This is a genomic window from Streptomyces sp. RKAG290 (assembly GCF_023701695.1).
Classification (GTDB): Bacteria; Actinomycetota; Actinomycetes; order Streptomycetales; family Streptomycetaceae; genus Streptomyces.
The window spans coordinates 3,464,739-3,490,247 of record NZ_JAJOZC010000001.1 but is presented as its reverse complement, the minus strand read 5'-3'; the positions used below and the strand labels follow the sequence as shown (position 1 = coordinate 3,490,247).

At 67.5% G+C, this 25,509-nt stretch carries 21 protein-coding genes and 2 pseudogenes; 10 read left to right on the top strand and 13 right to left on the bottom strand.

Annotated features, from left to right (window positions below; all coding sequences use genetic code 11):
• Nucleotides 1–915: 915 nt before the first annotated feature.
• Together dnaA (LNW71_RS15170) and dnaA (LNW71_RS36950) are read right to left on the bottom strand one after the other, a co-directional pair.
• Complete coding sequence (gene dnaA / locus LNW71_RS15170) at nucleotides 916–2,154, bottom strand: chromosomal replication initiator protein DnaA (protein ID WP_374119524.1); 1,239 nt, start codon at nucleotides 2,152–2,154, stop codon at nucleotides 916–918.
• A pseudogene (dnaA, locus tag LNW71_RS36950) lies at nucleotides 2,103–2,708 on the bottom strand (chromosomal replication initiator protein DnaA); the annotation flags it as partial. The gene dnaA (LNW71_RS15170) and the pseudogene dnaA (LNW71_RS36950), both read right to left, overlap by 52 nt.
• 381 nt (nucleotides 2,709–3,089) lie before the next feature.
• Between dnaA (LNW71_RS36950) and rpmH the strand changes: the two are divergent.
• The 9 genes and pseudogenes from rpmH (at nucleotide 3,090) to LNW71_RS15120 (ending at nucleotide 9,860) form a co-directional block, all read left to right on the top strand.
• Nucleotides 3,090–3,227 carry a 50S ribosomal protein L34 gene (rpmH, locus tag LNW71_RS15160; protein ID WP_010985740.1) on the top strand — a complete coding sequence of 46 codons (138 nt, stop codon included), beginning with the start codon at nucleotides 3,090–3,092 and terminating at the stop codon, nucleotides 3,225–3,227.
• A 21-nt stretch (nucleotides 3,228–3,248) separates the two neighbouring features.
• Nucleotides 3,249–3,448, top strand: a pseudogene (locus LNW71_RS36945) (ribonuclease P protein component); the annotation flags it as partial.
• A gap of 166 nt (nucleotides 3,449–3,614) precedes the next feature.
• A complete protein-coding gene (gene yidD / locus LNW71_RS15150; protein ID WP_250968709.1) occupies nucleotides 3,615–3,974 on the top strand; it encodes a membrane protein insertion efficiency factor YidD in 360 nt (119 codons plus the stop codon).
• Nucleotides 3,975–3,977: 3 nt separating this feature from the next.
• Nucleotides 3,978–5,237 carry a membrane protein insertase YidC gene (gene yidC / locus LNW71_RS15145; RefSeq protein ID WP_250968708.1) on the top strand — a complete coding sequence of 420 codons (1,260 nt, stop codon included), beginning with the start codon at nucleotides 3,978–3,980 and terminating at the stop codon, nucleotides 5,235–5,237.
• 14 nt (nucleotides 5,238–5,251) lie between these two features.
• On the top strand, nucleotides 5,252–5,761 hold the full coding sequence (locus LNW71_RS15140) for a R3H domain-containing nucleic acid-binding protein (protein ID WP_250968707.1): 510 nt from the start codon (nucleotides 5,252–5,254) through the stop codon (nucleotides 5,759–5,761).
• A 108-nt stretch (nucleotides 5,762–5,869) separates the two neighbouring features.
• A complete protein-coding gene (gene rsmG / locus LNW71_RS15135) occupies nucleotides 5,870–6,586 on the top strand; it encodes a 16S rRNA (guanine(527)-N(7))-methyltransferase RsmG (protein ID WP_250968706.1) in 717 nt (238 codons plus the stop codon).
• A 291-nt stretch (nucleotides 6,587–6,877) separates the two neighbouring features.
• The gene (locus LNW71_RS15130) at nucleotides 6,878–7,954 is read left to right on the top strand and encodes a ParA family protein (protein ID WP_250972014.1); all 1,077 of its coding nucleotides are present in this window, start codon (nucleotides 6,878–6,880) and stop codon (nucleotides 7,952–7,954) included.
• Entirely contained in the window at nucleotides 7,951–9,042 is a 1,092-nt protein-coding gene (locus LNW71_RS15125; protein ID WP_250968705.1) for a ParB/RepB/Spo0J family partition protein, read from the top strand. Before LNW71_RS15130 ends, LNW71_RS15125 begins: the two co-directional genes overlap by 4 nt.
• A 200-nt stretch (nucleotides 9,043–9,242) precedes the next feature.
• Nucleotides 9,243–9,860 (top strand): GNAT family N-acetyltransferase, encoded by a 618-nt coding sequence (locus LNW71_RS15120; RefSeq protein ID WP_250968704.1) that lies wholly within the window; start codon nucleotides 9,243–9,245, stop codon nucleotides 9,858–9,860.
• 86 nt (nucleotides 9,861–9,946) lie between these two features.
• Here the strand turns inward: LNW71_RS15120 and trxA are convergent, their stop codons facing one another.
• The 7 genes from trxA to LNW71_RS15085 all read right to left on the bottom strand — a co-directional run bounded on the left by trxA (nucleotide 9,947) and on the right by LNW71_RS15085 (nucleotide 19,496).
• Nucleotides 9,947–10,279 carry a thioredoxin gene (gene trxA, locus LNW71_RS15115; RefSeq protein WP_250968703.1) on the bottom strand — a complete coding sequence of 111 codons (333 nt, stop codon included), beginning with the start codon at nucleotides 10,277–10,279 and terminating at the stop codon, nucleotides 9,947–9,949.
• A 41-nt stretch (nucleotides 10,280–10,320) separates the two neighbouring features.
• Nucleotides 10,321–11,283: a thioredoxin-disulfide reductase gene (gene trxB / locus LNW71_RS15110; RefSeq protein WP_250968702.1), complete on the bottom strand. Its 963-nt coding sequence runs from the start codon at nucleotides 11,281–11,283 to the stop codon at nucleotides 10,321–10,323.
• A gap of 132 nt (nucleotides 11,284–11,415) precedes the next feature.
• Nucleotides 11,416–12,369, bottom strand: a complete 954-nt coding sequence (locus LNW71_RS15105; protein WP_250968701.1) for a hypothetical protein — start codon at nucleotides 12,367–12,369, stop codon at nucleotides 11,416–11,418.
• A complete protein-coding gene (sigM, locus tag LNW71_RS15100; protein ID WP_250968700.1) occupies nucleotides 12,366–13,070 on the bottom strand; it encodes an RNA polymerase sigma factor SigM in 705 nt (234 codons plus the stop codon). The genes LNW71_RS15105 and sigM overlap by 4 nt, the downstream gene beginning before the upstream one ends.
• 72 nt (nucleotides 13,071–13,142) lie before the next feature.
• Nucleotides 13,143–14,861 carry a serine/threonine protein kinase gene (locus tag LNW71_RS15095; protein WP_250968699.1) on the bottom strand — a complete coding sequence of 573 codons (1,719 nt, stop codon included), beginning with the start codon at nucleotides 14,859–14,861 and terminating at the stop codon, nucleotides 13,143–13,145.
• Nucleotides 14,862–14,989: 128 nt separating this feature from the next.
• Nucleotides 14,990–17,149: a murein biosynthesis integral membrane protein MurJ gene (gene murJ / locus LNW71_RS15090; protein WP_250968698.1), complete on the bottom strand. Its 2,160-nt coding sequence runs from the start codon at nucleotides 17,147–17,149 to the stop codon at nucleotides 14,990–14,992.
• A 49-nt stretch (nucleotides 17,150–17,198) separates the two neighbouring features.
• The gene (locus tag LNW71_RS15085) at nucleotides 17,199–19,496 is read right to left on the bottom strand and encodes a DUF6049 family protein (RefSeq protein WP_250968697.1); all 2,298 of its coding nucleotides are present in this window, start codon (nucleotides 19,494–19,496) and stop codon (nucleotides 17,199–17,201) included.
• 183 nt (nucleotides 19,497–19,679) lie between these two features.
• Between LNW71_RS15085 and LNW71_RS15080 the strand changes: the two genes are divergently transcribed.
• A complete protein-coding gene (locus LNW71_RS15080; protein ID WP_250968696.1) occupies nucleotides 19,680–21,122 on the top strand; it encodes a CCA tRNA nucleotidyltransferase in 1,443 nt (480 codons plus the stop codon).
• 134 nt (nucleotides 21,123–21,256) lie between these two features.
• Here the strand turns inward: LNW71_RS15080 and LNW71_RS15075 are convergent, their stop codons facing one another.
• From LNW71_RS15075 to LNW71_RS15060, 4 genes are all read right to left on the bottom strand, one after another.
• Nucleotides 21,257–21,853: a hypothetical protein gene (locus LNW71_RS15075; protein ID WP_250968695.1), complete on the bottom strand. Its 597-nt coding sequence runs from the start codon at nucleotides 21,851–21,853 to the stop codon at nucleotides 21,257–21,259.
• 50 nt (nucleotides 21,854–21,903) lie between these two features.
• Complete coding sequence (locus LNW71_RS15070; protein ID WP_250968694.1) at nucleotides 21,904–23,172, bottom strand: MFS transporter; 1,269 nt, start codon at nucleotides 23,170–23,172, stop codon at nucleotides 21,904–21,906.
• A gap of 124 nt (nucleotides 23,173–23,296) precedes the next feature.
• Nucleotides 23,297–24,379 (bottom strand): inositol-3-phosphate synthase, encoded by a 1,083-nt coding sequence (locus LNW71_RS15065; RefSeq protein WP_250968693.1) that lies wholly within the window; start codon nucleotides 24,377–24,379, stop codon nucleotides 23,297–23,299.
• A gap of 61 nt (nucleotides 24,380–24,440) precedes the next feature.
• Entirely contained in the window at nucleotides 24,441–25,148 is a 708-nt protein-coding gene (locus tag LNW71_RS15060) for a PadR family transcriptional regulator (RefSeq protein ID WP_250968692.1), read from the bottom strand.
• Nucleotides 25,149–25,509 lie beyond the last annotated feature (361 nt).

Below are 25,509 nucleotides of genomic sequence, written 5' to 3'. Positions count from 1 at the left end.
GCTCCGCCGATGACAGGGGAGGACGCCGGGGACCAGTCTGACGTACGGCACCGACACTCGGTGCTGCTCGGGGTCAAGTCGCGACAAGAGGTTCGGGGAGCTCCGGCGCCGAGTTGTGCACAGCCCCCACTTCGAAGCGGATTCCGGGCTAACTATAGGTAGCAGTAGTAGTAGGGCCTGTGGAAACCGTGGATAACGTCGTTTTCGCAGGTCAGACCCTGTTTTTTGTCCACCGACCCTGTGGGTGGACCCGGTGGACAACCCGACGTTTCTGTGGACACCCGAAAGTTCTGCACAACCGGTGCACAGGGCAGGGGGGTTTCTCCCCAGGGCTGTCCCCAGCTTTACCCCGCTTCCCCACAGGCCAACCTGCCCTCTTGGTGTGACGCCTTTCACTCGGTGCGGTGAAAGCGGGTGTTGCGTTGCCGAACAGTGGACAGAGGTGTGGAGAAGCCCGCCGAAGCTGGGGACAAGACGGTCCGGCCTGTGGGCTGCCGGTGGACAACAACGAGCGACCCCTGTGGACGAAAATCTTGTCCACAGGCTGTGGATCATTGTTGACCACAAATCCCCAGGCCTCTGAGCTGGCCTGATGGGGTCTCGGCCGGCCCGCCTGTGGAAGCAGTATGGACAACTTTTCAATCCCCAGGCTGTGGAGGGGAAATTCTGCCCGGATCTGTGGAGAACAGCCCCTCCGCGGCAGGGATTCGAACAGCCGGGGTGGGCGTGGGCCGCCGTGAACCTCGTGCGGAGTGCTCGCGGACTGCGCTCCGGGCCCCTCATGGGACCTGCCGAGGCCGGTTTGGAGCCGACGCCCATCGCTTCCCACACAACGGAGAAGGGCGCTCCGGAACCCCTCGGGTCCCGGAGCGCCCTTTCGCTCCTCGGTACGTCTGCTGACGAGGTGGTGGCCCGTCAGCCGTTCTTGATGCGGTTGGTGAGCTCGGTGACCTGGTTGTAGATGGAGCGGCGCTCCGCCATCAACGCGCGGATCTTCCGGTCGGCGTGCATCACGGTCGTGTGGTCGCGGCCGCCGAACTGCGCCCCGATCTTGGGCAGTGAGAGGTCCGTCAGCTCGCGGCACAGGTACATGGCGATCTGGCGCGCCGTCACCAGTACCCGGCTGCGCGAGGATCCGCAGAGGTCCTCCACCGTCAGCCCGAAGTAGTCCGCGGTCGCCGCCATGATGGCCGTCGCCGTGATCTCCGGAGCGGCGTCCTCACCACCCGGGATCAGGTCCTTCAGCACGATCTCGGTCAGCCCGAGGTCCACCGGCTGGCGGTTGAGACTGGCGAAGGCCGTGACCCGGATGAGCGCGCCCTCCAGCTCCCGGATGTTGCGCGAGATGCGGGAGGCGATGAACTCGAGCACCTCGGGCGGGGCGTTGAGCTGCTCCTGCACCGCCTTCTTGCGCAGGATCGCGATGCGCGTCTCCAGCTCCGGAGGCTGCACATCGGTGGTCAGACCCCACTCGAAACGATTCCGCAGCCGGTCCTCCAGGGTCACCAGCTGCTTGGGCGGCCGGTCCGAGGACAGCACGATCTGCTTGTTGGCGTTGTGGAGCGTATTGAAGGTGTGGAAGAACTCCTCCTGCGTCGACTCCTTGCTCGCCAGGAACTGGATGTCGTCGACCAGCAGGATGTCCACATCGCGGTACCGCTTGCGGAACGTGTCGCCCTTGCCGTCGCGGATCGAGTTGATGAACTCGTTGGTGAACTCCTCCGAGCTCACGTACCGCACCCGGGTACCCGGGTAGAGGCTGCGGGCGTAGTGCCCGATGGCGTGCAGCAGGTGGGTCTTGCCGAGACCGGACTCCCCGTAGATGAAGAGCGGGTTGTACGCCTTGGCCGGGGCCTCCGCGACGGCGACGGCCGCGGCGTGCGCGAACCGGTTCGACGCGCCGATGACGAACGTGTCGAAGAGGTACTTCGGGTTCAGCCGTGCGTGTGGCTCGCCGGGGCCGGGCGCGGGTGAGGGCTGCGCGCCCATCGGGCCGGGAACCCCGCCGGGCCGGCCGGTGCCGCCGCCCTGCCGGTGCTGGGGTTCCTGCATGCCGTGGCGCTCGGAGCGCTGGGACTCGTAGCCCTGGCGCTCGGGGGCTGCTGGCGGTAGTCGTGCTGCTGGGGCCGGCCGCCTCCGTACGGCTCGCGCCAGTGCTCGGAGGACGTGTCACGGTCCTGGAACCCGCCGAGCCGGGGCTGCTGCCAGGAGAGGTCCTCCTGGGCACGGGGCCAGGCGCCGGGCTCGGGGCGCTGCTGCTGGTAGTCGGGGTAGGCGGGCCGGGCGGTCGGCATGCCGTCGTCCGAGGGCCGGTGGCCGTAGCCGTCGTACCCGTCGTTGTGCTGGCGCTCGTCGTGCTGCGGTCCCTGGTAGCGGTGCTGCTGCGGCTGCTGGGACTGGTGCATCGGGGGAGCCGGCGGATTCGGCGGCTCGCCGGCGGAGTCGTCGACCGTGATCGCGATCCGGATCGGACGGCCGCACTCGCGGGTCAGCGTCTCGCTGATGAGCGGTGCGAGACGGCCCTCGAGGACGCGCTTGCCCCATTCATTGGGGACGGCGAGCAGTGCGGTGTCCGCGACCAGGGCGAGCGGCTGGCAGCGCTCGATCCACTGTTTGTCCTTCGGCTCGATGCCCTGCTGGCCCTCCCCGAGGAGTTGCTCCAGCACTCGTGGCCACACTGCGGCAAGATCGGCAGGTACATCAGCCACAAGGCACGCTCTCTCGCTGGTCCCACGAATGTGTGTTTCTCGGGACGGGATGGGTCGGGATGGGTGAGGACCGGCAGGCGGGAAGAAAAAGAACCGGGGTTCAGCCACGGTAGTCAGGCCGACCCGCACGGTTCAAGTCGTTGTCCACAGGCTGTGCACAATGGGGGGCGGCACTGGGCCGGTTTGACCGGATGGCGTAGCCGCGCGTACCGTGACCAGGTCGAGTTGTCGATGGCTGCTGCCGCCTGCCTCCGATGGGCAAAGATCACGATCTGTGATTGTGAAGCGGTGCAACTAGGGCGTTTACGCGAGTCTCTCGTGGGCGCACGGTGACAGCCAGGCGATGTCCCGCCAATACACGATCATTTCTGGAGCCCCCGAGTGAGCAAGCGCACCTTCCAGCCGAACAACCGTCGTCGCGCGAAGACCCACGGCTTCCGGCTGCGTATGCGGACCCGTGCCGGCCGCGCGATTCTCGCGTCCCGCCGTGGCAAGGGCCGCGCCAGCCTGTCCGCCTGATCGCGTACAGGTCGTCATGACGTGCTGCCTACCGAGAATCGGCTGAGGCGGCGCGAGGACTTCGCGACCGCAGTACGTCGAGGACGCCGGGCCGGCCGCCCGCTACTCGTCGTTCATCTACGCAGCGGTGCAACGGACCCGCACGTGACTGGGGAGACTGCTCCCCGCCGCGTGCGGGTTTCGTTGTCAGCAAGGCTGTGGGTGGTGCGGTCGTCCGCACAGCGGTGAAGCGAAGGCTTCGCCATCTGGTCCGAGAACGGCTCGCCCTGCTGCCCCCGGTAGCCTGGTTGTCGTACGCGCGTTGCCCGGTGCGGGTGACGCCGACCATGAACAGCTGGCCCGAGACCTGGATGCCGCTCTTCAGCGGCTGCTGGGAGGGGGCGCGCGATGAAGTACCCGTTGCTGGCTCTCATCAAGCTGTACCAGTGGACGATCAGCCCACTTCTCGGGCCTGTCTGCCGTTACTACCCGTCGTGTTCCCACTATGGATATACGGCGATCGACCGGCACGGAGCGATCAAGGGAACGGCGCTGACAGCCTGGCGCATCCTGCGGTGCAATCCGTGGTCACCCGGCGGCGTGGATCACGTTCCACCACGCAAACGTCCGCGTTGGCACGAACTGCTGCGGAATTCCGTACGCGGCAGTAAGGGCGGGGACTCCGCCGCTGATGTGCCTCCCGGGGGGTCGGCCACCGATCTCCCGAGCTCGGCCGCAGAGACTTCGCCCAATGCTCAAGGAGCCTGATTAGTGGACACGATTGCCAGTCTGTTCAGCTTCATCACGTGGCCCGTTTCCTGGGTCATCGTCCAGTTCCACAAGTTGTACGGGACGATCTTCGGCCCTGACACGGGATGGGCCTGGGGTCTCTCCATCGTGTCCCTCGTGGTGCTGATCCGTATCTGTCTGATCCCGCTGTTCGTCAAGCAGATCAAGTCGACGCGGAACATGCAGGTGCTCCAGCCGAAGATGAAGGCGATCCAGGAGCGCTACAAGAGCGACAAGCAGCGTCAGTCCGAAGAGATGATGAAGCTGTACAAGGAGACGGGTACCAACCCGCTCTCCTCGTGCCTGCCGATCATCGCGCAGTCGCCGTTCTTCTTCGCCCTGTACCACGTGCTCTCCGCCATCGCCTCGAACAAGAAGATCGGTGTCATCGACCAGTCGCTGCTGGACAGCGCGCGTCAGGCCCACATCTTCGGCGCGCCGCTGGCCGCCAAGTTCATGGACAGTGCGGACAAGGTCGAGGCGCTCGGCGCCTCGCTGATGGACGTCCGGGTCGTCACCGCGGTCATGATCGTGATGATGTCGGCCTCGCAGTTCTTCACCCAGCGCCAGCTGATGACGAAGAACGTCGACCTGACGGTCAAGACGCCCTACATGCAGCAGCAGAAGATGCTGATGTACATCTTCCCGCTGATCTTCGCCGTCATGGGTATCAACTTCCCCGTCGGTGTCCTCGTCTACTGGCTGACCACGAACGTCTGGACCATGGGTCAGCAGATGTACGTGATCAACCAGAACCCGACGCCGGGCAGCAAGGCGCAGGAGCAGTACCTGGGACGTCTGCTGAAGAGCGTCACCACGCACGGTGAGGTCCGCGGCCGGACCAGGCGCAACACGATCAAGCGGATCTTCGCCAAGGGCCCGGACCGTAACGACATCGAGCGGAAGTTCGTCACCGGACTGGCCAAGCTCGGCCTCGCTCCGCAGGAGGACGGCACGGTGGCGAAGAGCGAAACCGCCGTGGCCGACGCAGAGGGCGGAGCCGCCCAGCGGCGCCAGCAGCCCAAGCGCCAGACCAAGGCGAAGCGTCACACCGGTGCAGGTCAGCAGGGCGCGGCCAAGGACACCGAGTCCGGCGAGCCGGAGCCTACGACCTCCCTGCAGAAGGCACCCCAGGACGACAAGTCCAAGCCGGCGGGCAAGCCCGCGTCCGGCTCCTCACGCCAAGCCAAGTCCGGACAGCGCAAGGGCCCGCAGCGGCCCAAGCACCCGTCCAAGAAGTAAGAAGGAGTCCATCCGTGACGGAAGGCACCACCTCCACGGCCGCTGAGGGCAGCGACACCTTGACCCGCCTCGAGCAGGAAGGTGAGATCGCAGCGGACTACCTTGAGGGCCTGCTCGACATCGCCGATCTCGACGGCGACATCGACATGGACGTCGAGGCGGACCGGGCCGCGGTCTCGATCATCAGCGAATCGGCACGTGAACTGCAGAAGCTCGTGGGCCGCGACGGTGAGGTGCTGGAGGCACTCCAGGAGCTGACGCGGCTGGCCGTGCACCGGGAAACCGGTGACCGGAGCCGTCTGATGCTGGACATCGCGGGCTTCCGGGCGCAGAAGCGCACGGAGCTTGCCGAGCTGGGCGCCAAGGCCGCGGACGAGGTCAAGACCTCCGGTGCGCCGGTGAAGCTGGATCCGATGACGCCGTTCGAGCGCAAGGTTGTGCATGACGCGGTCGCGGCCGCGGGTCTGCGCAGCGAATCGGAGGGCGAGGAGCCGCAGCGCTTCGTCGTCGTCCTTCCGGCCTGACCGGCCTCTCTCCTGTCGGCCCCGTCTGTTCGCAGGCGGGGCCGATCTTTGTCAGCCTGATAGTCAGCCACCCATGGTGCGGTAATGCGGTATGGAAGGACGGTTCCCGTGACGGAGGAAGTAGAGCTTCCCCAGGCGCCCGAAGAGGCCCGGGAGGTATTCGGTGAGTGCTTTCCTGAGGCCGTCCGATACGCGGAACTGCTGGCCGATGCGGGGGTCAAGCGAGGGCTGATCGGCCCCCGTGAGGTGCCGCGGCTGTGGGAGAGGCACCTGCTGAACTGTGCGGTGCTCTCCGAGGTCGTGCCCGAGGGTGTCACGGTCTGCGACGTGGGCTCGGGCGCCGGCCTTCCTGGCATTCCGCTGGCGCTGGTACGGCCGGATCTGAAGATCACCCTGCTTGAGCCGCTGCTACGGCGGACGAACTTCCTCCAGGAGGTCGTCGAGCTGTTGGGGCTGGATCATGTGACGGTCGTGCGTGGCCGGGCCGAGGAGGTCCTGGGGACCCTCCAGCCGGTCCATGTGGTCACGGCTCGGGCGGTGGCGCCGCTGGACCGGCTCGCGGGCTGGGGTGTGCCCTTGCTTCGTCCCTACGGAGAGATGCTGGCGCTCAAGGGTGATACCGCCGAGGAAGAGATCAATGGTGCGCGGGCTGCGCTGAGCAAGCTCGGGGTGGTGGAGACCGAGGTGCTGCACGTGGGCGAGGGTGTCGTCGATCCGATGTCCACCGTGGTGCGTGTGGTGGTCGGCGAGAGCCCGGGCGGTGTGAGGTTCGCCGCAAAGCGGGCCAAGGCTGCGAGGGTCAGCCGCACTCGTCGCCGTCGCTGAACCACATGATCACGCGAGAGCGTGACCGTTCCACACCGATTGATCCGCTAATCGGTGATGCTTCGGGCGAGGAGCCGTACGTACCCCGCGCGGAGTGTCGTGCCCCTGTAGCTACGCTGCAGGGGCATCGTGTTTCACGTGAAACGTCGCTCTCTGCTGCATGGAATTATCAGCCGTGGTCGTGCGGCTGCCGCGCCCCGCCATCGCAGGCCCGTTAGGGCTACGGAGTTGTCCACTGAAGTGGATTCATCCACAGAAGAGCGGGCCTCGCTGGTTCGCGACCCCGAAAGCATGGCAGGCTCTGCTCATTGCGAGCCTGAAGTCGAGGAGAGTGAATCCTTGCGGTCCGACGCCAACATCGCGGGACCGATGACCGATCCGGTCCCCGGTCCCCGAACCGAATCGGCGGTGGACGGTGTTTCACGTGAAACACCGCCGCCGATGGACGACACACCCATCGGTCGTGCGGCCCAGCTGGCGGTTGAGGCCCTCGGCCGTGCCGGCGAGGGCCTGCCGCGGCCTGAACAGACACGCGTCATGGTGGTGGCCAACCAGAAGGGCGGGGTGGGCAAGACCACCTCGACGGTCAACCTTGCCGCGTCACTTGCGCTCCACGGTGCTCGTGTTCTGGTCGTCGACCTCGACCCGCAGGGGAACGCCTCTACGGCTCTGGGGATCGACCACCACGCCGAAGTGCCCTCGATCTATGACGTCCTGGTGGAGAGCAAGCCGCTCTCCGACGTGGTTCAGCCCGTCCCGGACGTCGAAGGTCTCTTCTGCGCCCCAGCCACCATCGATCTCGCCGGTGCGGAGATCGAGCTGGTGTCGCTGGTGGCGCGGGAGAGTCGACTCCAGCGGGCGATCCAGGCGTACGAGCAGCCGCTGGACTACATCCTCATCGACTGCCCGCCCTCGCTCGGTCTGCTGACGGTCAACGCTCTGGTGGCCGGCGCGGAGGTGCTGATCCCCATCCAGTGCGAGTACTACGCGCTGGAAGGGCTGGGTCAGCTGCTGCGCAACGTCGACCTGGTGCGGGGCCACCTGAACCCCGACCTTCATGTGTCGACGATCCTGCTCACCATGTACGACGGCCGGACCAGGCTCGCGTCACAGGTCGCGGAGGAGGTGCGCACGCACTTCGGTAAGGAGGTCCTGCGCACCAGCATCCCTCGTTCGGTACGGATCTCCGAGGCGCCGAGCTACGGGCAGACCGTACTGACCTACGATCCCGGCTCCAGTGGTTCGCTGTCCTACCTTGAAGCGGCCCGTGAGATCGCCCTGCGCGGGGTCGGCATCCAGTACGAGGCTCAACAAGCCCACACGGGCAGTCGGAACAGCCAGCAGAACACTTCGGAGGGGATCCAGTGAGCGAGCGTCGTAGAGGGTTGGGGCGAGGGCTCGGTGCCCTGATCCCCGCCGCTCCGCAGGAGAAGCAGGTGCCGTCCGCCGGCGCGGGGGCTTCCTCGTCCGGGGCGGGTCCGGTCATGACGGCCGAGCGTGGAGTGGCCGCCGCCAAGGTGACCAAGCTCGGTGTGGTGCCGGAGCCGAGTGGGCCCGTCCTGGAGCCCGACGGGGCCGACGGCCCGGGTGAGGTGGCGGGGGCATACTTCGCCGAGATCCTGCTCGACTCCATCACGCCGAACCCTCGTCAGCCCCGCGAAGTGTTCGACGAGGATGCGCTGGCCGAGCTGGTCACCTCCATCAAGGAGGTCGGTCTCCTCCAGCCCGTCGTCGTCCGGAAGACCGGACCCGATCGCTTTGAGCTCATCATGGGCGAGCGGCGCTGGCGGGCCTGCCGTGAGGCCGGGCTGGAGCGGATCCCTTCCATCGTCCGGGCCACGGACGACGAGAAGCTGCTCCTGGACGCGCTCCTGGAAAACCTTCACCGGGCCCAGCTCAACCCGTTGGAGGAGGCGGCTGCTTACGACCAGCTGCTCAAGGAATTCAAGTGCACGCATGACCAGCTGGCCGACCGGATCGGGCGTTCCCGGCCGCAGGTGTCCAACACCTTGCGTCTGCTGAGGCTGTCTCCGCCGGTGCAGCGACGGGTCGCGGCCGGGGTGCTGTCGGCCGGGCACGCTCGTGCGCTGCTGTCCGTGGACGACTCCGACGAGCAGGACAAGCTGGCGCACCGCATTGTGGCCGAGGGGCTCTCGGTGCGTGCGGTCGAGGAGATCGTGACCCTCATGGGCTCCAGGCCCACGAGCAATGCCAAGGCCAAGGGCCCCCGGGCCGGTGGCCGGCTGTCGCCTGCGCTGTCCGACCTTGCGTCCCGGCTCTCGGACCGCTTCGAGACCCGGGTGAAGGTCGACCTCGGGCAGAAGAAGGGAAAGATCGTCGTCGAGTTCGCCTCGATGGAGGATCTGGACCGCATTCTCGGCAGCCTGGCTCCGGGCGAAGGCCGCGTGCTGGACCGCGGTCCGTCGGATGAGTCGGCCGAGGACGACGAGAGCTGACGTTCTGAGCGGCGATGGGCGGGCTGTGTTCCGGAGTTACGGAACACAGCCCGCCCTTTGCATTCTCACGGTGTCGGCTTGATCCCCTGGTGGATACGATGCGTTCTGGCAGGGCACATCCAGTTGATCCACCTCCGCGAACGGAGCACACCGACCCGTCGCACCCGATGCGCGGTCGAGGGAAGTGAGGAACAGCCTTCATGGGGCGTCGGCTCGCACCGCTCACACTGGACAACCTTCCTGATCTTCCCGAGCGCTGCCGCTCGTGCGTGTTCTGGGAGCTTGATCCCGTGCGTGGGGCAGCAGCGGTCAAGGAAGGCAGGCCGGAGCTGGAGAAGGAGTCCTGGATCTCCGGCGTCCTGCTTGAGTGGGGGTCCTGTGGCCGCATCGTCTATGTCGACGAGGTACCGGTCGGCTTCGTTCTCTATGCGCCGCCGGCCTACGTTCCGCGGGCGACGGCCTTTCCGACGAGTCCCGTCTCCCCTGACGCCGTCCAGCTGATGACCGCCTTGATCCTGCCGGGCTACCAGGGGCAGGGCCTGGGGCGGGTCATGGTCCAGACAGTCGCCAAGGATTTGCTCGGTCGCGGATTCAAGGCGATCGAAGCCTTCGGGGACGCCCGGTGGAAGGAACCTGCCTGCGTGCTGCCGGCCGATCATCTGTTGGCGGTGGGCTTCAAGACGGTGCGGACACATCCCGTTCACCCGAGGCTGAGGCTGGAGCTGCGTACGACACTTTCCTGGAAGGAAGATGTCGAGCTGGCGCTGGACCGGTTGTTGGGTGCGGTCCAGAAGGAACCAGTGCTGCGGCCGCTGTGATCCGAACACCTCCGCGTACGTGAAACGGGCCCACCCCCGAGGGGGTGGGCCCGTTTCACGTGAAACAACCGGCGGCAGGTTTCGCCTTATTCGCCGATGAAGCCTTCGAGGTCGCGGAGAATCGCGGCCTTCGGCTTGGCACCGACGATGGTCTTGGCGACCTCGCCGCCCTGGTAGACGTTCAGCGTCGGGATGGACATGACGCCGTACTTGGCAGCGGTGGCCGGGTTCTCGTCGATGTTGAGCTTGACGATCTCGATCTGGTCGCCGTGCTCAGCCGCGATTGCCTCCAGGGAGGGGGCGATCTGGCGGCACGGTCCGCACCAGGCGGCCCAGAAGTCCACCAGTACGGGCTTGTCGCTCTTCAGGACGACCTCATCGAACGAGTCGTCGGTCACGTTCTTCAGGGCGCCGGCCACGGCGGCCTCCTTAACTTCGCGGGGTGTGGGTGAGGCGTGGATCAGACGGTGGCTGCGGTTGCCTTCTCGTCGTCGGCAAGCGCGGCAAGGAAGCGCTCGGCGTCGAGTGCGGCGGAGCAGCCGGTGCCGGCAGCGGTGATGGCCTGCCGGTAGGTGTGGTCTACGACGTCGCCGGCGCCGAAGACACCGGTGAGGTTGGTGCGGGTCGAGGGGGCCTCGACCTTGAGGTAGCCCTCGCCGTCGAGGTCGAGCTGACCCTTGAAGAGCTCGGTGCGGGGGTCGTGGCCGACGGCGATGAAGAGGCCGGTCACGGGGAGCTCGGAGGTCTCACCGGTCTTGGTGTTGCGAAGGGTCAGGCCGGCGAGCTTCTGCTCACCGTGGACTCCGGCGACCTCGCTGTCCCAGGCGAACTTGATCTTCGGGTCCGCGAAGGCGCGGTCCTGCATGGCCTTGGAGGCACGCAGCGAGTCGCGGCGGTGGACGATGGTGACCGACTTGGCGAAGCGCGAGAGGAAGGTTGCCTCCTCCATCGCGGTGTCGCCGCCGCCGACCACGGCGATGTCCTGGTCCTTGAAGAAGAACCCGTCGCAGGTCGCGCACCAGGAGACGCCGCGTCCCGAGAGAGCGTCCTCGTTGGGCAGACCGAGCTTGCGGTGCTGCGAACCGGTGGTGACGATGACGGCCTTGGCGCGGTGCACCGTGCCGGCCGTGTCGGTGACGGTCTTGATGTCGCCGGTGAGGTCGACGGAGATCACGTCGTCCGGGATGAGCTCGGCACCGAACCGCTCGGCCTGGGCGCGCATGTTGTCCATGAGCTCCGGACCCATGATGCCGTCCTGGAAACCGGGGAAGTTCTCCACGTCGGTCGTGTTCATCAGTGCGCCACCTGCGGTGACTGCACCCTCGAAGACCAGCGGCTTCAGCGAGGCACGCGCGGTGTAAAGGGCGGCTGTGTACCCCGCAGGGCCGGAGCCGATGATGATCACATTACGCACGTCGCTCACGGGTTTCTTCCTCGTCTCTGCAGACTGCCTACTGTCCACGCCTACTGGGGTCGGTTCAACGACTCTCACCCCACCCAACGGATCCTACGGGGGATGCATTCCCGACGTGCCGGGCGGCATCCGGCGTGCTGGTCAGCGCCGGGGGTAGGCGTGGGTCAGCAGAAGCTTCCCCTTGGCTCCGGGGTCCGCACCGACGCATGCCGCATCGACGACGTAGGCCTCGACGCGGGTCGTGTCGGTGGGGTGAGGAAGAACAACAAGGAAGGCATCCGTGCCTTCGTACGTGCCCTTCTCGATGGCGAGTGCGGCGCTGTTCCGCCCTATGCCCTGTTCAATGCAGGAGGGGACAGACACGACCGGAGCGCGAAGGGGCGTCTGCGGCGTAGCGGAGCCGGGGGGTGCGGTCTCCGGTGAGGACTTGGTGCCGAGGGACGGGGTCTCGTTCTCGCCGGTCGATTCCCGTGGCTGCGATGAGTCCGGGTGGGAGCTCAGGAGACTGTGGACACGATCTTCGAGCGTTGTCTGCGAGAACGTCTGAGACCCGGTCTTCGAGGCGGCGCTGCGGTCTGCGGCGCTGGTGTCGGAGGAGCTCTGGGATGAGGGGAGGTTCTGCAGGAGGAGGACGCTCACACTCACCACCGCGGCGCCGAGTGCGGCACCGATCACCGCGTTGCGGCGGCGCCGGCGCACAGGGCGGCGGCCGGGGCCGGTGGCGGCGCGTGAGTGCCCGGCCGGACGGTCGATGAGGTCCTGTGTCGTAGTGGAGTGCTCTGTTTCACGTGAAACATCTACTGCTTCACGTGAAACATCTGCCGCCGCGGGGGCCGCGGTAGCGGCGGAACGGGCCTCTTCGGCGAGTGCGGCATCGATGCGGTCCGCTATGTCGGCAGGCATTGCCTGCGGGGCAGGTGCGGAGCCGAGAAGATCACGGATCTCTTCCAGCGAGGCCAGCACGTCGGAGCAGAGCTCGCAGTCGGCCACGTGCCGGCGGACATCTGTGGTGCGGGACGGTGAGAGCAGTCCCTCGGTGAGGTCGGAGATCTCCGAGACGTCCGGGTGCTGGGTCGTGCCGGTAGTCGATGTCATGTGCGCCCGCCTCCGCCCTTCACTCCAGCTGGATCGCTCGTTCCTGAATCTCTTGGCCCCGCTGCCGGTGGGACGGATGCTCTCGGTGTCCGGTTCCCTTCCGCGCCGGGCTCGTCGCTGTCACCGCTCCCGGTCCGGAGGTGGGAGAGCAGCGGAGCCAGCCGGGCGCGGCCCCGGGCACACCGGCTCTTCACGGTGCCGACGGGTACGTCGAGGATGCGGGCCGCTTCTGCCACCGGATAGCTCTGCATGTCGACGAGAACGAGCGCCGCTCGCTGTTCGGCGGGGAGGGTGGTCAGTGCGGCGAGGAGCTCTCGGTGCAGATCCTGTCGCTCGGCCGGCGCCTCGGCCGATTCGTGCGGCTCCAGGAGCTGGTCGAGCCGCTCTGGGTCGTTGACGGGCGAGGTCTTCCTGGAGGAAGCCTTGCGGACCCGGTCGAGGCACGCATTGACGGTGATGCGGTGCAGCCAGGTGGTGACGGCGGACTGGCCGCGGAAGGTGTGGGCGGCGCGGAAGGCGGAGACCAGCGCGTCCTGCACGGCGTCCGCCGCTTCCTCGCGGTCGCCCAGTGTCCGCAGCGCCACGGCCCACAGCCGGTCACGATGGCGCCGTACGAGCTCACCGAAGGCGTCCGGATCACCGGCCACATGGCGAGCGAGGAGGTCTGAGTCGTTGAGTTGCTCGGACGGCTCGGCGGCCACCTCGCCCTCCCTCCCTCTCTGGGTCAAGGTGCGTCTGTCTATCACGGTTCCCCCGGGCAGGGGCAGAGGTGGTCAGCCGAGAACTGAGATCTCCGAGATGCCCCCGCGGAAGCCGCTGCCGGTGTCATCCGGTGCGAGCTCCGTGATGTGGATGAGGACGTAGCGGGTCCGCACCGGTTTGGTGAGGTTTTCCTTGAGACTGCTGCCCGCCGTTCCGAGCCGGGTGAGGTGCTGCGGGAAGTCCGAGAGGGACGAGGGTGCGGAGGTACTCTCGTCGGCTGCCAGCACTTCGGCCTTCTGCCCGCTGCGGTACATGGTGATGTCGATGCCTGAGACGTCCTTCACACTGCCCAGGTCAACGACTATGCCGCTGCCGTCCTTGCGCTGGGCGAGGTTGCCGAAGTTCGCGTAGCCCTGGTAGCGCGGAGTGACCCATGAGGTGCCCGGCTTGCCGTCGATGACGTTCGGTACGTCCTCCTGCTTGATCCCTGAGCCGCTGGGCATGAACTCCGCGGCGTCGGTGATCCGCAGGGGCGCGGCAGGCCGTGGTGGGGCGTCGTCGCCGTTCGCCGGGTTGTCCTGTGTGGTGCCGGGGTCTCCCGAATCGCTGTCGCGGTCGAGCAGCGTCTCGGCGAGCTGCCAGCTGCCGAGGCCCAGCGCGGCGATGAGCAGCGCGGACACGGCCCATTTGAGGGCCTTTCCGGTGCGGCTCTGGAGCGGTGCGGGAGGCGCGGTGACCACCTGCTGGGTGACGCCCGCCCCAGGGCCGGCCGGTCGGCCGTACGTGCCCTGCTGGTACGTGGTCCGCTGGTACTCGGGCGGTGCTGTGAACGTGGGCTCGGGCGGGCGGATGCGCGGCATGGCGGCGACAGCCTTGGCGAGCTCGTCCGGGGTGGTGCACGGCTGTTCCTGGCGGGATGCCGTGGCGCCGTCGTTGGCGAGTGCGCGCATGGCGAGCTCGGAGAGACCCCGGTGGACGCCTGCCCGCACCTGGTCGGGTGCGATCAGCCCCACACCCTTGGGCAGCCCCGTGAGGCCGTAGGCGTCACTCTCGTACGGCCAGCGCTGGGTCAGCGCGGCGTAGAGCAGGGCGCCGATGGCTTCGGTGTCGGCCCGCTGGGGCCCGTCGGAGGTGATGCCGCGCAGCGCGGCGTTCACCGCGAGGCCACGGATCCGGTACTGGCCCGACGAACTGCGCAGCACTGCCCCGGGAGTGAGCCTCAGGTGGGCCAGGCCCTCACGGTGTGCGGCCGCCATGGCCTGGGAGATCTGGCTGACGAGCTGGTAGGCGTCGTGCGCATCCATCGGGCCCGCGCCCAGCAGGGCGGTGAGCTCGGTGGCGTCCGGAAGCCATTCGTGGACGACGTAGACGAGGTCGTTCTCCTCCACGGCGTCGAGGACCTGCACGAAGCGGGGGTCGCCGAGCAGGGCGGAGGAGCGGGCCGCGGCCAGCACGGAGCGGGCCCGGGGATGCCCGGCGGGCAGGAGATGAACGCCCACCGCGCGGCGCAGTTTCTCGTCGACAGCGCGCCAGCTGCTGAATCCGTCCAGACGGGTGACGCACTCCTCGAGCCGGTACCGTCCGGCAAGTTTGTGACCACTGTGCAGATCAGGGGTCGCCGCTGCGGCCTCGGAGCCTGCCGGCTCGCCATCCGCTTCCTGGGGGCCTGAGCCCGTTGAATCCTGAGCTTCTGCCGTGCCGTCGGTCGTGGCCTCGTCCGCCTTGGCGGACAGCGGCTCGTCACCGCTGTTGTCGGCCACGTCGACGGCGGCCGTGCTACGTTCCGCCACCGTCGTTCCTGCCTCCCCATCCGTTGCGCGATGCCAGCCAGCTCTGCACAGTCACGCCAATTGTGCCCATACTCCGGCACCATGCACGACACGCGGAGACCGGCGAAGGTTGTGCGGGCCGCTGATCCTCAGCGGCCGAGCCGTCCACGGACCATGCCGACCATGCCGTTGATCTCTTCGATCCGCATCCGCTTCGCCGCGACGACGAAGACTCCCAGCAGCACGATCCCACCGCAGACCAGCGCGATGAGCGAGCCTCCGGCGCCGTCGCCCAGCGCCTTCAGGAGAGCGAATCCCACCCCGCCGCCGATCACTGCCGCAGGAATCGCGGCGAGGCAGAGCCGGGCGTAGGTGCGCAGGACGTGTGCGCCGTCCAGGTCGCCGCCCAGACGGTTGCGCAGGCGGCGCCACGCGATACCGACACCGACGGCGTAGGCGAGGCCGTACGAGGCGGCCATGCCGACCACGGCCCACTGTGCCGGCAGCGCGAGGTAACAGATGACCGAGGCCGCTGCGTTGACCAGAGCGACGATCACGGTGTTGTAGAAGGGGGTGCGGGTGTCCTCGTAGGCGTAGAACCCTCGCAGCACCACGTACTGCACCGAGTAGGGAATCAGCCCGAGGCCGAAGGCCATCAGGATGAAGCCCATGGAGCGGGCGGCCTCGGTGCCGCTGGAGGCGTAGAGCAGCGTGCACATCGGCACGCCCAGGGCCAGGAAGGCGAAGGCGACCGGCACGATAGCCACGGCCGAGTTCCGCAGGCCCTGCGAGATGTCGTCGCGGACGGCGCCCGGGTCGTTGTCGTGGGCGGCGCGGGAGATGCGCGGCAGCAGGGCGGCCATGACCGAGACGGTGATGATCGCCTGTGGCATTCCCCAGATCAGCTGGGCGTTGGAGTAGGCGAGGAAACCCGCCCCGTCCCTGCCGGACTCCTTGCCGGCCGCGGTGGCGAGCTGGGTGACGACGATGACACCGGCCTGGTTGGCGAAGACGAACAGGACCGTCCACTTGGCCAGCTTGACGGTCTTGCCGAGCCCGTGGCCCTTCCAGTCGAAGCGTGGGCGGAAACGGAACCCGGCCTCGCGCAGGTAGGGGATCATCGCCAGGGCCTGGACGATCAGACCGAGCAGGGTGCCGATGCCGAGCAGCCGCACGCCCTCCGGCGGGATCGTCTGCACACCCATGTGGGATTCCGCAGAGGTGCCGTACACCCAGATGAACATGCCGAACGTGAAGATCATGACGATGTTGTTGAGGACCGGGGTCCACATCATCGCGCCGAACTTCCCGCGGGCGTTGAGGATCTGGCCCATCACGACGTGCACACCCATGAAGAAGATCGTGGGCAGGCAGTACCGCGCGAAGGTGGTCGCCACGTTGTCGGCCGCCGCGTCGTTGGCGATCGTCGGCGACATCAGATGGATCAGCCAGGGCGCGGCGAAGACCGCGATCGCCACGATCACGCCGAGCGCGACCATCACGAGGGTGAGCAGCCGGTTCGCGTAGGCCTCGCCGCCGTCCTCGTCGTCCTTCATGGAGCGGACGAGCTGAGGGACGAACACCGAGTTGAGGCCGCCGCCCACGGTCAGGATGTAGATCATCGTCGGCAGCGTGTAAGCGATGGTGAAGCTGTCGCCGAGCAGGGCCGCGCCGAGCGCCGCGGTGATCACCAGGCTGCGCACGAAGCCGGTGAGCCTCGATACGAGGGTGCCGGCCGCCATGACCGCACTGGACTTCAGCAGGCTGGACGCCCGGCCGCCGTTGGACTTCGGCGGTGCGGGAGCCGGGGCCGGCTCGGGCTGGGCCGGGCCGGACGGTCCCGCCGGGCCCTCCTGGTCCCGGAACAGGTGCGCGAAGGCATCCGGTTCGTCGCGGTTGGCCGATGCCTGGGTGACGAGAGCGTCGACGCCCACGAACTGGGTGGTCGCGGCGTCGTCGCCGTACGGCAGATGCCTGGACGGACCGTCCGGCTCGGGCGGCGGGGTCTGTGCCCAGATCCGGGGGTCCGGGGCGTACGGGGCAGCCGGCGGCTGCTGGTAGAGCGGCTGCGGCTGCTGGTAGGTGCCAGGAGGCGGCGGTGGATGCGCGGCGCGGTCGTACAACGCCTCGCCCACCGGGTCCTGGGCCGAGAGGTCCTGGGCCCGGTAGGGGTCGTAGTCGTAGGCAGCCTGCAGGTACGGGTCCGGTGCCGGTGGCTCCTGCTCAGGCCCAGGGGGCACCGGCGGCCCGCCGGAAGCCCCAGCTCCGCCCGTACCCTGACCGCGGTCACCGTCGTACGGCGCGTTCATCGAAACCCCACCTCATCGTCCCCGGCCGACCGGCCACGACAGACATCGCTCAACGGTCCACTTTCTCACCAGTGCCGGACGGCTCCGCGCTTTCGGGACCGGTGTCCGGCGTCGGGTCACTCGGCTGCTCGGGTTCACTGCCGTCGTCGCCCGCCGCGCCGCCCGCGTTGGCACGCTTGCGATGTGCATACATCCTGATGCCGGCGAGGACCAGCAGCAGCAGTCCACCGGCGATCACGAGCAGCACGGTAGGCGTGAGCTCGGACACCTTCACGGTGAAGGTCATCTCCGAGCCGTACGGGGTCCCGTCCTCGGTGTAGAGCTGGCCCGTCATCTGGACCTGGCCGTTGATGTTGGCCGCGGCGTCGAACTTCACGGACTGGCTGTGTCCGCCGGCGATCTGGATCGGCTGCTCCGCCACGGCGCCGCCGTTGTTCAGCTTGAGGCGCGTCGCGTTGTCCGACTTCAGCCGGAGCACCAGATGCTCGACGTCCTGCAGCAGCCTGTTCTGCACCGTCACGGGGATCGTGGCGCTGCGGCCGGACAGGGTGATGTCCGACTTCGAGATGAGCTGGACCTCGTTGATGAGGCCCTGCAGATAGGTGCGCACGGAGTCCCGGTACTTCTGGGCCTCCAGGGGCTTGCCCCGCCACGACGTCGACATGGAGCGGTTGATCGCGTTGCCGAAGGGGGTCACCACCCGCTCGGGCTGGGTCAGGATGACCTGGAAGTTGTTGAGCGAGGCCTGGGTCGACTTGATGTCCTGGAAGGCCTGGGTGGGCAGCTCCTGGCTGCGCAGACGCTTCGGGTACTGCGACGTCGGGGGGATCTCGGTGGTCGCCTTGGCGTCGGGCTTCGTCTCGGCCGCCTGGACCAGCCCCTGGGACTGCGTCCAGCGGTCGTCGTCGAGGGCGTGCATGGCGCGGGCCATCGACTGGGCCTGGGCGATCGTCGGCATCCGCTGGGGTGCGACGACGACGCTCCGGTCCTTGTCCGTGTCCTGCTCGGCCAGGGCGAGTGTGAGGGCCAGGAACTTCTGCACGGCGAGCGTGGAGTCCCCGGCCTTCGTCATGTCGCCCTGGAAGGCCGTGGAGAGCCGGGCATCGGAGACCAGGGCGTTCGTGCCGCCGCCGATGGGCCGGGCAGCGGTCGGCGTGTACGACAGGCCGCCGGTCTCCTGCAGGCTGTCGCTGCGGGCGATCACGTTGTGGGCACCGGCCGAGGTGGCGACGTCCACGATGGACGGGTCGATCGCACCGTCGACGGGCCATGCGAAGTCCGTCGAAGGCTTCAGGTGGAGGATGGTCTCCACCGTCCCTACAGCCACCTCGCTGGCGTTCTGCAGGTGGCTGAGGGTGCCCGACACGTTCTTGCCGCGGTGCGCGATGGACGCCAGGTCGGGATCCCCGAACGGCAGCGCGACGACCTTGCCCTCGGCCACCGCTGCTTCCAACGAGGTGAGCCATTTCTTGGCCACGGCCTGGTTCGTACCGGCAACCGTGGTGTTGCCGGACTTCACCCGGTAGTCCTTTGTCATCGCGTCGACGCTGGCCAGCAGATCCGGGTCGATGACCCAGGTCACGGGCAGCTGCTCGCCGAGCGAGACCATCTGTTCCAGCCGGCCGCCCGGCGCGATCTCGGCAGCCAGATCGTCGTCGGCGAAGACGGGGGTCTGCTGGGAGTCGGAGCCGGTCTCCGCGGTGAGGTGCGCCGATGCGATCAGCGGCCAGGCGTAACTGATCCGGGGCTTGGAGTCACGGTCCTCGGTCTGCCAGGGCAGGAAGGTCCGCTTGATCCCGAGCACCTGGTCGTACGGGGCACGGGCCGTCCGGCCCGACAGCGAGACGCCGAGCTGATAGACGCCGTCGTCACCGAGGTCCAGCTTGCTGACCGGCACGGACAGGGTGAAGTCCTGACTGATCCCGGAAGGCAGCTTGGCGATCTTGACCGTGTATTTGCCGCCGACCGGGGCGGGATCGGCACCGGGCAGATACCCCGTGCGCCGGGTGGCGGCGTCGATCGACGTCCTGCCGAAGAGCCTCGGGCCTACCCGCAGATCGACCTGGGCCTGGGTGACGGTTTCCTTGCCCTTGTTGGTCAGGGTGCCGGAGACGGTAAGCGTGTCCCCTTTCACAGGGGCGCTCGGGGTCACGGTGTCCAGGGCTACCGCGACGGTGCTGGATCCCGTGGGCGCCTTGTCCGTCCCGCCGGCCTGCGCCACCGGAGCGGCCGGCCCGGCCAGCAGAGCGGCGACGAGCGGTGCCCCGACAAGCGCGGAGGCTGTGCGCCGCAGCCACCGGCGGGCAGGAGAGGGATTCGTCCCCTGGTTGTCTGCCGCCTCGGCCACGCGCCTACCCGTCCCTCGTCGTCGTGAGCTGCTGTCGATCGTCGTCCGTTGCTGCGTCCCCGCATGGTAACGATGTGCGCGGGGGCTAAGTGCTGGGGAGTACGGCACATGATCGGGAGAGTCTTGCAGGGCAGAAGGAAACCATGACGCCCGGGCCGGTCCGGGCACGTACCCTTTTCTGTTGTGCCGAATGCCAATGAAGACAACTCCAGCGCCCTGACCCAGGTGCAGCACCGTGCAGTCAGTGAACTGCTCCGGGTGTCCCCGGTCGCCGACGATCTCGCCCGCCGATTCCAGGATGCCGGATTCAGTCTTGCCCTGGTCGGCGGCTCGGTCCGGGACGCGCTTCTCGGCAGGCTCGGGAACGACCTGGACTTCACGACCGACGCCCGTCCCGAGGCCGTCCTGAAGATCGTCCGGCCGTGGGCGGACTCGGTGTGGGAGGTCGGGATCGCCTTCGGCACGGTGGGCGCCCAGAAGGACGGCTACCAGATCGAAGTCACCACATACCGGTCGGAGGCGTACGACCGGACCTCACGAAAGCCGGAAGTTTCGTACGGCGACTCCATCGAGGAGGATCTCGTCCGCCGTGACTTCACGGTCAACGCGATGGCCGTGGCGCTGCCTCAGAAGGACTTCATCGACCCGCACGGCGGCATCGAGGATCTGTCGAAGCGGGTGCTTCGCACTCCCGGAACACCCGAGGAGTCCTTCTCCGACGATCCGCTGCGCATGCTGCGCGCCGCACGTTTCGCCGCGCAGCTGGACTTCGAAGTAGCCTCCGACGTTGTCGTGGCGATGACGCAGATGGCGGGTCGGATCGAGATCGTCTCCGCCGAACGGGTCCGGGAGGAGCTCAACAAGCTCCTGCTCTCCGCGCACCCGCGCAAGGGTCTGGCCCTCCTTGTCGACACGGGGCTGGCGCAGCAGGTCCTTCCGGAGCTTCCCGCGCTCCGCCTCGAAAGTGATGAGCATCACCGTCACAAGGACGTGTACGAGCACTCGCTGACCGTTCTGGAGCAGGCGATCGACCTGGAGCAGGACGGCCCGGACCTCATTCTGCGGCTCGCTGCTCTTCTTCATGACATCGGCAAGCCGAGGACCCGGCGCTTCGAGAAGGACGGCCGGGTCTCGTTCCATCACCACGAGGTGGTGGGCGCCAAGATGGTCAAGAAGCGGATGACCGACCTCAAGTACTCCAACGACATGGTCAAGGACGTCTCGAAACTGGTGGAGCTGCATCTGCGGTTCCACGGGTACGGCGACGGGGAGTGGACCGATTCGGCGGTCCGCCGGTACGTACGTGACGCCGGCCCGCTGCTGGAGCGGCTGCACAAGCTCACGCGCTCCGACTGCACCACCCGGAACAAGCGCAAGGCCGCCTCGCTCTCGCGGACCTACGACGCGCTGGAGGAGCGCATCGCGCAGTTGCAGGACAAGGAGGAGCTGGATGCCATTCGTCCGGACCTCGACGGCAACGAGATCATGCAGATCCTGAGCGTCGGACCTGGCCCGGTCATCGGCAAGGCGTACGCGTTCCTGCTGGAACTGCGCCTGGAGAACGGGCCGATGGAGCGGGACGCCGCGGTGGCTGAACTCAAGAAGTGGTGGGAATCGCAGAGCTGAGACCCGTCTGCGGGTCCGGTCTCAGGAGCTGCCGGTCATGTTTCACGTGAAACATGACCGGCAGCGCATACGCCGAGGGCGCTGTTTCACGTGAAACAGCGCCCTCGGCCGGTCCCGCTCACGGTTTCGGCGGATCAGCCCGCCGGCTTGATCGGCGTGAGGCAGAGCACCACACTGCTCCGGCTCTTGCGGCTGCCGGAAGTCTCCATATAGGCGACGTACTTCTTCGCATCGCAGAGATCGGTGTCAGAAGTGTCGTCGTGCACAGCGGCGACCTTGAACTCGGCGGCGGCCGAACCGCAGTCCGCGGACTCCATGTCCGGGTCGAAGTTGGTCCCCTTGTTCTCCAGGCAGTCGCCGACCGCCGCAGACTTGGCGTCGGACTCGAATATCTTGTCCCAGCCGAACTTCAGGCCTGCCAGGGCACCGAGCGCCACCACGATGATGATGAGGTTGCGCACCGCGAGGAAGGCCTTCTTGCCGCCGGACATGTTCTGCGGCGGACCCTGCGGAGGCATTCCCTGAGGGGGCATTCCCTGCGGGGGCGGGCCGCCGGGCTGACCGCCGTAGGGCTGCTGCCCCTGATGCGGAGGGTAGGGCTGCTGCGGAGAGCCGTACGCCGGCTGCGGCTGCTGCTGCGGGTAGCCGTAGCCGGGCTGCTGCTGCGGGTAGGGCTGCTGCGGGGGCTGCTGTCCGTATGGTCCAGAGCCCTGCTGAGGCGGATAGGTCATGTGATTACCCCCGTGAATCGCGCGCCATCTTTTCTTTTGACGCGCGCACGCTATAGGACCTCACCTGTTCGACTCCAGCGGAGCATGGTCAGGGCCACGAGGGCGTAGAGCACAGCGACCCCGATCACGATCGCAGCCGACTTCCCGTCAGGAGGCAGCATCAGGGCAGAGACTGCGGCGGCGCTCACGAACGCCACGTTGAACAGCACGTCGTAGAGCGAGAAGATCCGGCCGCGGAAGGAGTCGTCGATCGAGGTCTGCACCACCGTGTCCGTCGCGATCTTGGCTCCCTGAGTGATGGTGCCGAGAACGAACGCCGCGACGAGCATCGGTCCAGGGGTGAACCACAGCCCCAGCGCGGGTACGAGGACAGCGGCCGCCGCCGAGCACGCCATCATCCAGCGGAACCGGCCTAGCCGTCCCACGGCCCAGGGGGTCAGCACCGCCGCTGCGAAGAACCCCGCACCGGACGCCCCCACCGCCAGCCCGAGCAGCGCCAGGCCACCGGAATCGCTGTCGGCCCAGGCGTACCGGCACAGCATCAGGACCGTCACCGTCAGTGCCCCGTAACAGAAGCGGATCACCGTCATGGCGGCCAGCGCCCGGGCGGCGTGCCGCCGTTTCCCCAGATGGCGCAGTCCGTCCCCGAGGCCGCGTGCGGTGGCGGCAAGCGCCTTGCCGAGGCGAAGGTGGCCACTGCTCCGGTCCGGCCCGAGGAGCCCGGCGGCAAGGCTCAGGGACGCCAGTGCTGAGGCGAGGTAGAGCCCGGCACCCAGCAGAACCACCGCCGCATCGGAGTCCGCCAGCAACAGCCGTACGGCGAAGGCCAGACCGCCGCCTGCCGTCGCGGCGAGGGTGCCCGCGGTCGGGGAGAGCGAGTTGGCCAGCACCAGCCGGTCCCGGTCGACCACACGCGGCAGCGCGGCGGAGAGCCCGGCGAGGACGAAGCGGTTGACCGCGGTGACGCACAGCGCCGACGCGTAGAACAGCCAGTCGGGGGCGGAGCCGAGGATCAGCAGGGCGGTGCAGCAGGCGAGTGCGGCGCGCAGCAGATTGCCGTAGAGGAAGACCTGGCGACGGGGCCAGCGGTCCAGCAGCACTCCGGCGAAGGGCCCGATGAGGGAGTAGGGCAGCAGGAGCACGGCCATGGCGGAGGCGATGGCGCCCGCCGATGTCTGCTTCTCCGGTGAGAACACCACGTGTGCCGCGAGGGCCACCTGATAGACGCCATCGGCCGACTGGGACAGGACCCGTACGGTCAGCAGGCGGCGGAAGTTCCGAAGGCGCAGGAGAACGCGCAGGTCACGCACTACGGGCATGGGAGCAAGGGTCACATACGTTGAGGGTCCCCGGGCGGATTGCCCGGGGACCCTCAACGGTGCGGCAGTCAAGGAGCGTTACCGCTCCCCGCTGTGCCGCGCCGACGCACCTTGTCAGGTGGCGTCAGTTGGAGACCTCACCCTTGATGAACTTCTCGACGTTGTCGCGCGCCTCGTCGTCGAAGTACTGGACCGGCGGGGACTTCATGAAGTACGAGGACGCGGAGAGGATCGGGCCGCCGATGCCGCGGTCCTTGGCGATCTTCGCTGCGCGGACGGCGTCGATGATGACACCGGCCGAGTTCGGGGAGTCCCAGACCTCGAGCTTGTACTCCAGGTTCAGCGGAACGTCACCGAAGGCGCGGCCCTCGAGGCGCACGTACGCCCACTTGCGGTCGTCCAGCCAGGCCACGTAGTCCGACGGGCCGATGTGGACGTTGTCCGCACCGAGCTCGCGGTCACGGATCTGGGAGGTGACAGCCTGCGTCTTGGAGATCTTCTTGGACTCCAGGCGCTCACGCTCGAGCATGTTCTTGAAGTCCATGTTGCCGCCGACGTTCAGCTGCATCGTGCGGTCCAGGACGACGCCCCGGTCCTCGAACAGCTTCGCCATCACGCGATGCGTGATGGTGGCGCCGACCTGCGACTTGATGTCGTCACCGACGATCGGGACACCGGCCTCGGTGAACTTGTCCGCCCACTCCTTGGTGCCGGCGATGAAGACCGGGAGAGCGTTGACGAACGCGACCTTGGCGTCGATGGCGCACTGCGCGTAGAACTTCGCAGCGACCTCGGAGCCGACGGGCAGGTAGCAGACGAGGACGTCGACCTTGCGGTCCTTGAGGATCTCGACGATGTCGACCGGGGCCTCGGTCGACTCCTCGATGGTCTCGCGGTAGTACTTGCCCAGGCCGTCGTGGGTGTGGCCGCGCTGGACGGTCACGCCGGCGTTCGGCACGTCGCAGAGCTTGATGGTGTTGTTCTCGCTGGCGCCGATGGCGTCCGAGAGGTCGAGGCCGACCTTCTTCGCGTCGACGTCGAAGGCGGCGACGAACTCGACGTCCCGCACGTGGTAATCGCCGAACTGGACGTGCATCAGACCGGGCACCTTGCCGGCCGGATCGGCGTCCTTGTAGAACTCGACGCCCTGGACCAGCGAGGCGGCGCAGTTGCCCACGCCGACGATGGCTACGCGAACCGAACCCATTCCGGTTGCTCCCTGTGAGTAATGGATGTTCCTGATGAGGTCCCGCGGATCTGCGGAGATCTCACTTGGCGGTGTCGCCGGACGGATCCGGCGGGTTGTTACCCCGCCGGGGCAGGCCGTCCGGCTCTCCTGCGGTGTCCTGCTGAGCTGAGCCCTCGGGCGAGGATCGTTGCTGATCCCGTCCCGACCGCTCGCTCTCGATGAGCTCGTTCAGCCAGCGCACTTCGCGCTCCACGGACTCCATGCCGTGTCGCTGCAGCTCAAGTGTGTAGTCGTCGAGGCGCTCGCGGGTGCGGGCCAGAGAGGCGCTCATCTTCTCGAGGCGTTCCTCGAGCCGGCTGCGACGTCCTTCCAGCACCCGCATCCGCACCTCGTGCTCCGTCTGTCCGAAGAAGGCGAAACGAGCAGCGAAGTGCTCGTCCTCCCAGGAGTCGGGGCCGGTGTGCGAGAGCAGCTCCTCGAAGTGCTCCTTACCTTCCGCCGTCAATCGATAGACGATCTTGGCGCGGCGTCCTGACAGAGAAGAGGCAGGCGCGACCGCGCCGCGGCCGGAGCCGGGCGGAAGATCTGGCGGAGCGGTTCCCGGTTCCTCGATCAACCAGCCGTTGGTGACCAGCGTCTTGAGGCAGGGGTAGAGGGTTCCGTAACTGAAGGCACGGAAGATCCCCAACGATGTGTTGAGGCGTTTGCGCAGCTCATAGCCGTGCATCGGGGACTCGCGGAGCAGTCCGAGGACAGCGAACTCGAGGATGCCGGAGCGTCTGCTCAACCTCGCCTCCTCCTTCTCCGCGTGCTCTCGCATGACCCTGTGCCGAGCTGATGTACCGAGCTGATGTATCGAGTCGATACATCAGCACGATAGATCGGACTGTGCGCTGGGACAAGGGCAGCCTGAGTGAACGGCGTCACATCACTAATTCGTAGGAACCGACTTGCGTAATTTGGGGTGAAGTTCGGTCCTAGGAGGGTTTTGACCGTGCGTAGTCTGTGCGGCATGCAGACCACCGGTAACCGTGTGACGCCCGGCCGCGTCAGTCTTCGCGGACTGATCGGATGCGCTGCGGATGAGCCTCTCGCAGGGCTGGTCCGTAATTCGGGGGGACCGGATCTCAACTGCCGCTTCCAGGCGT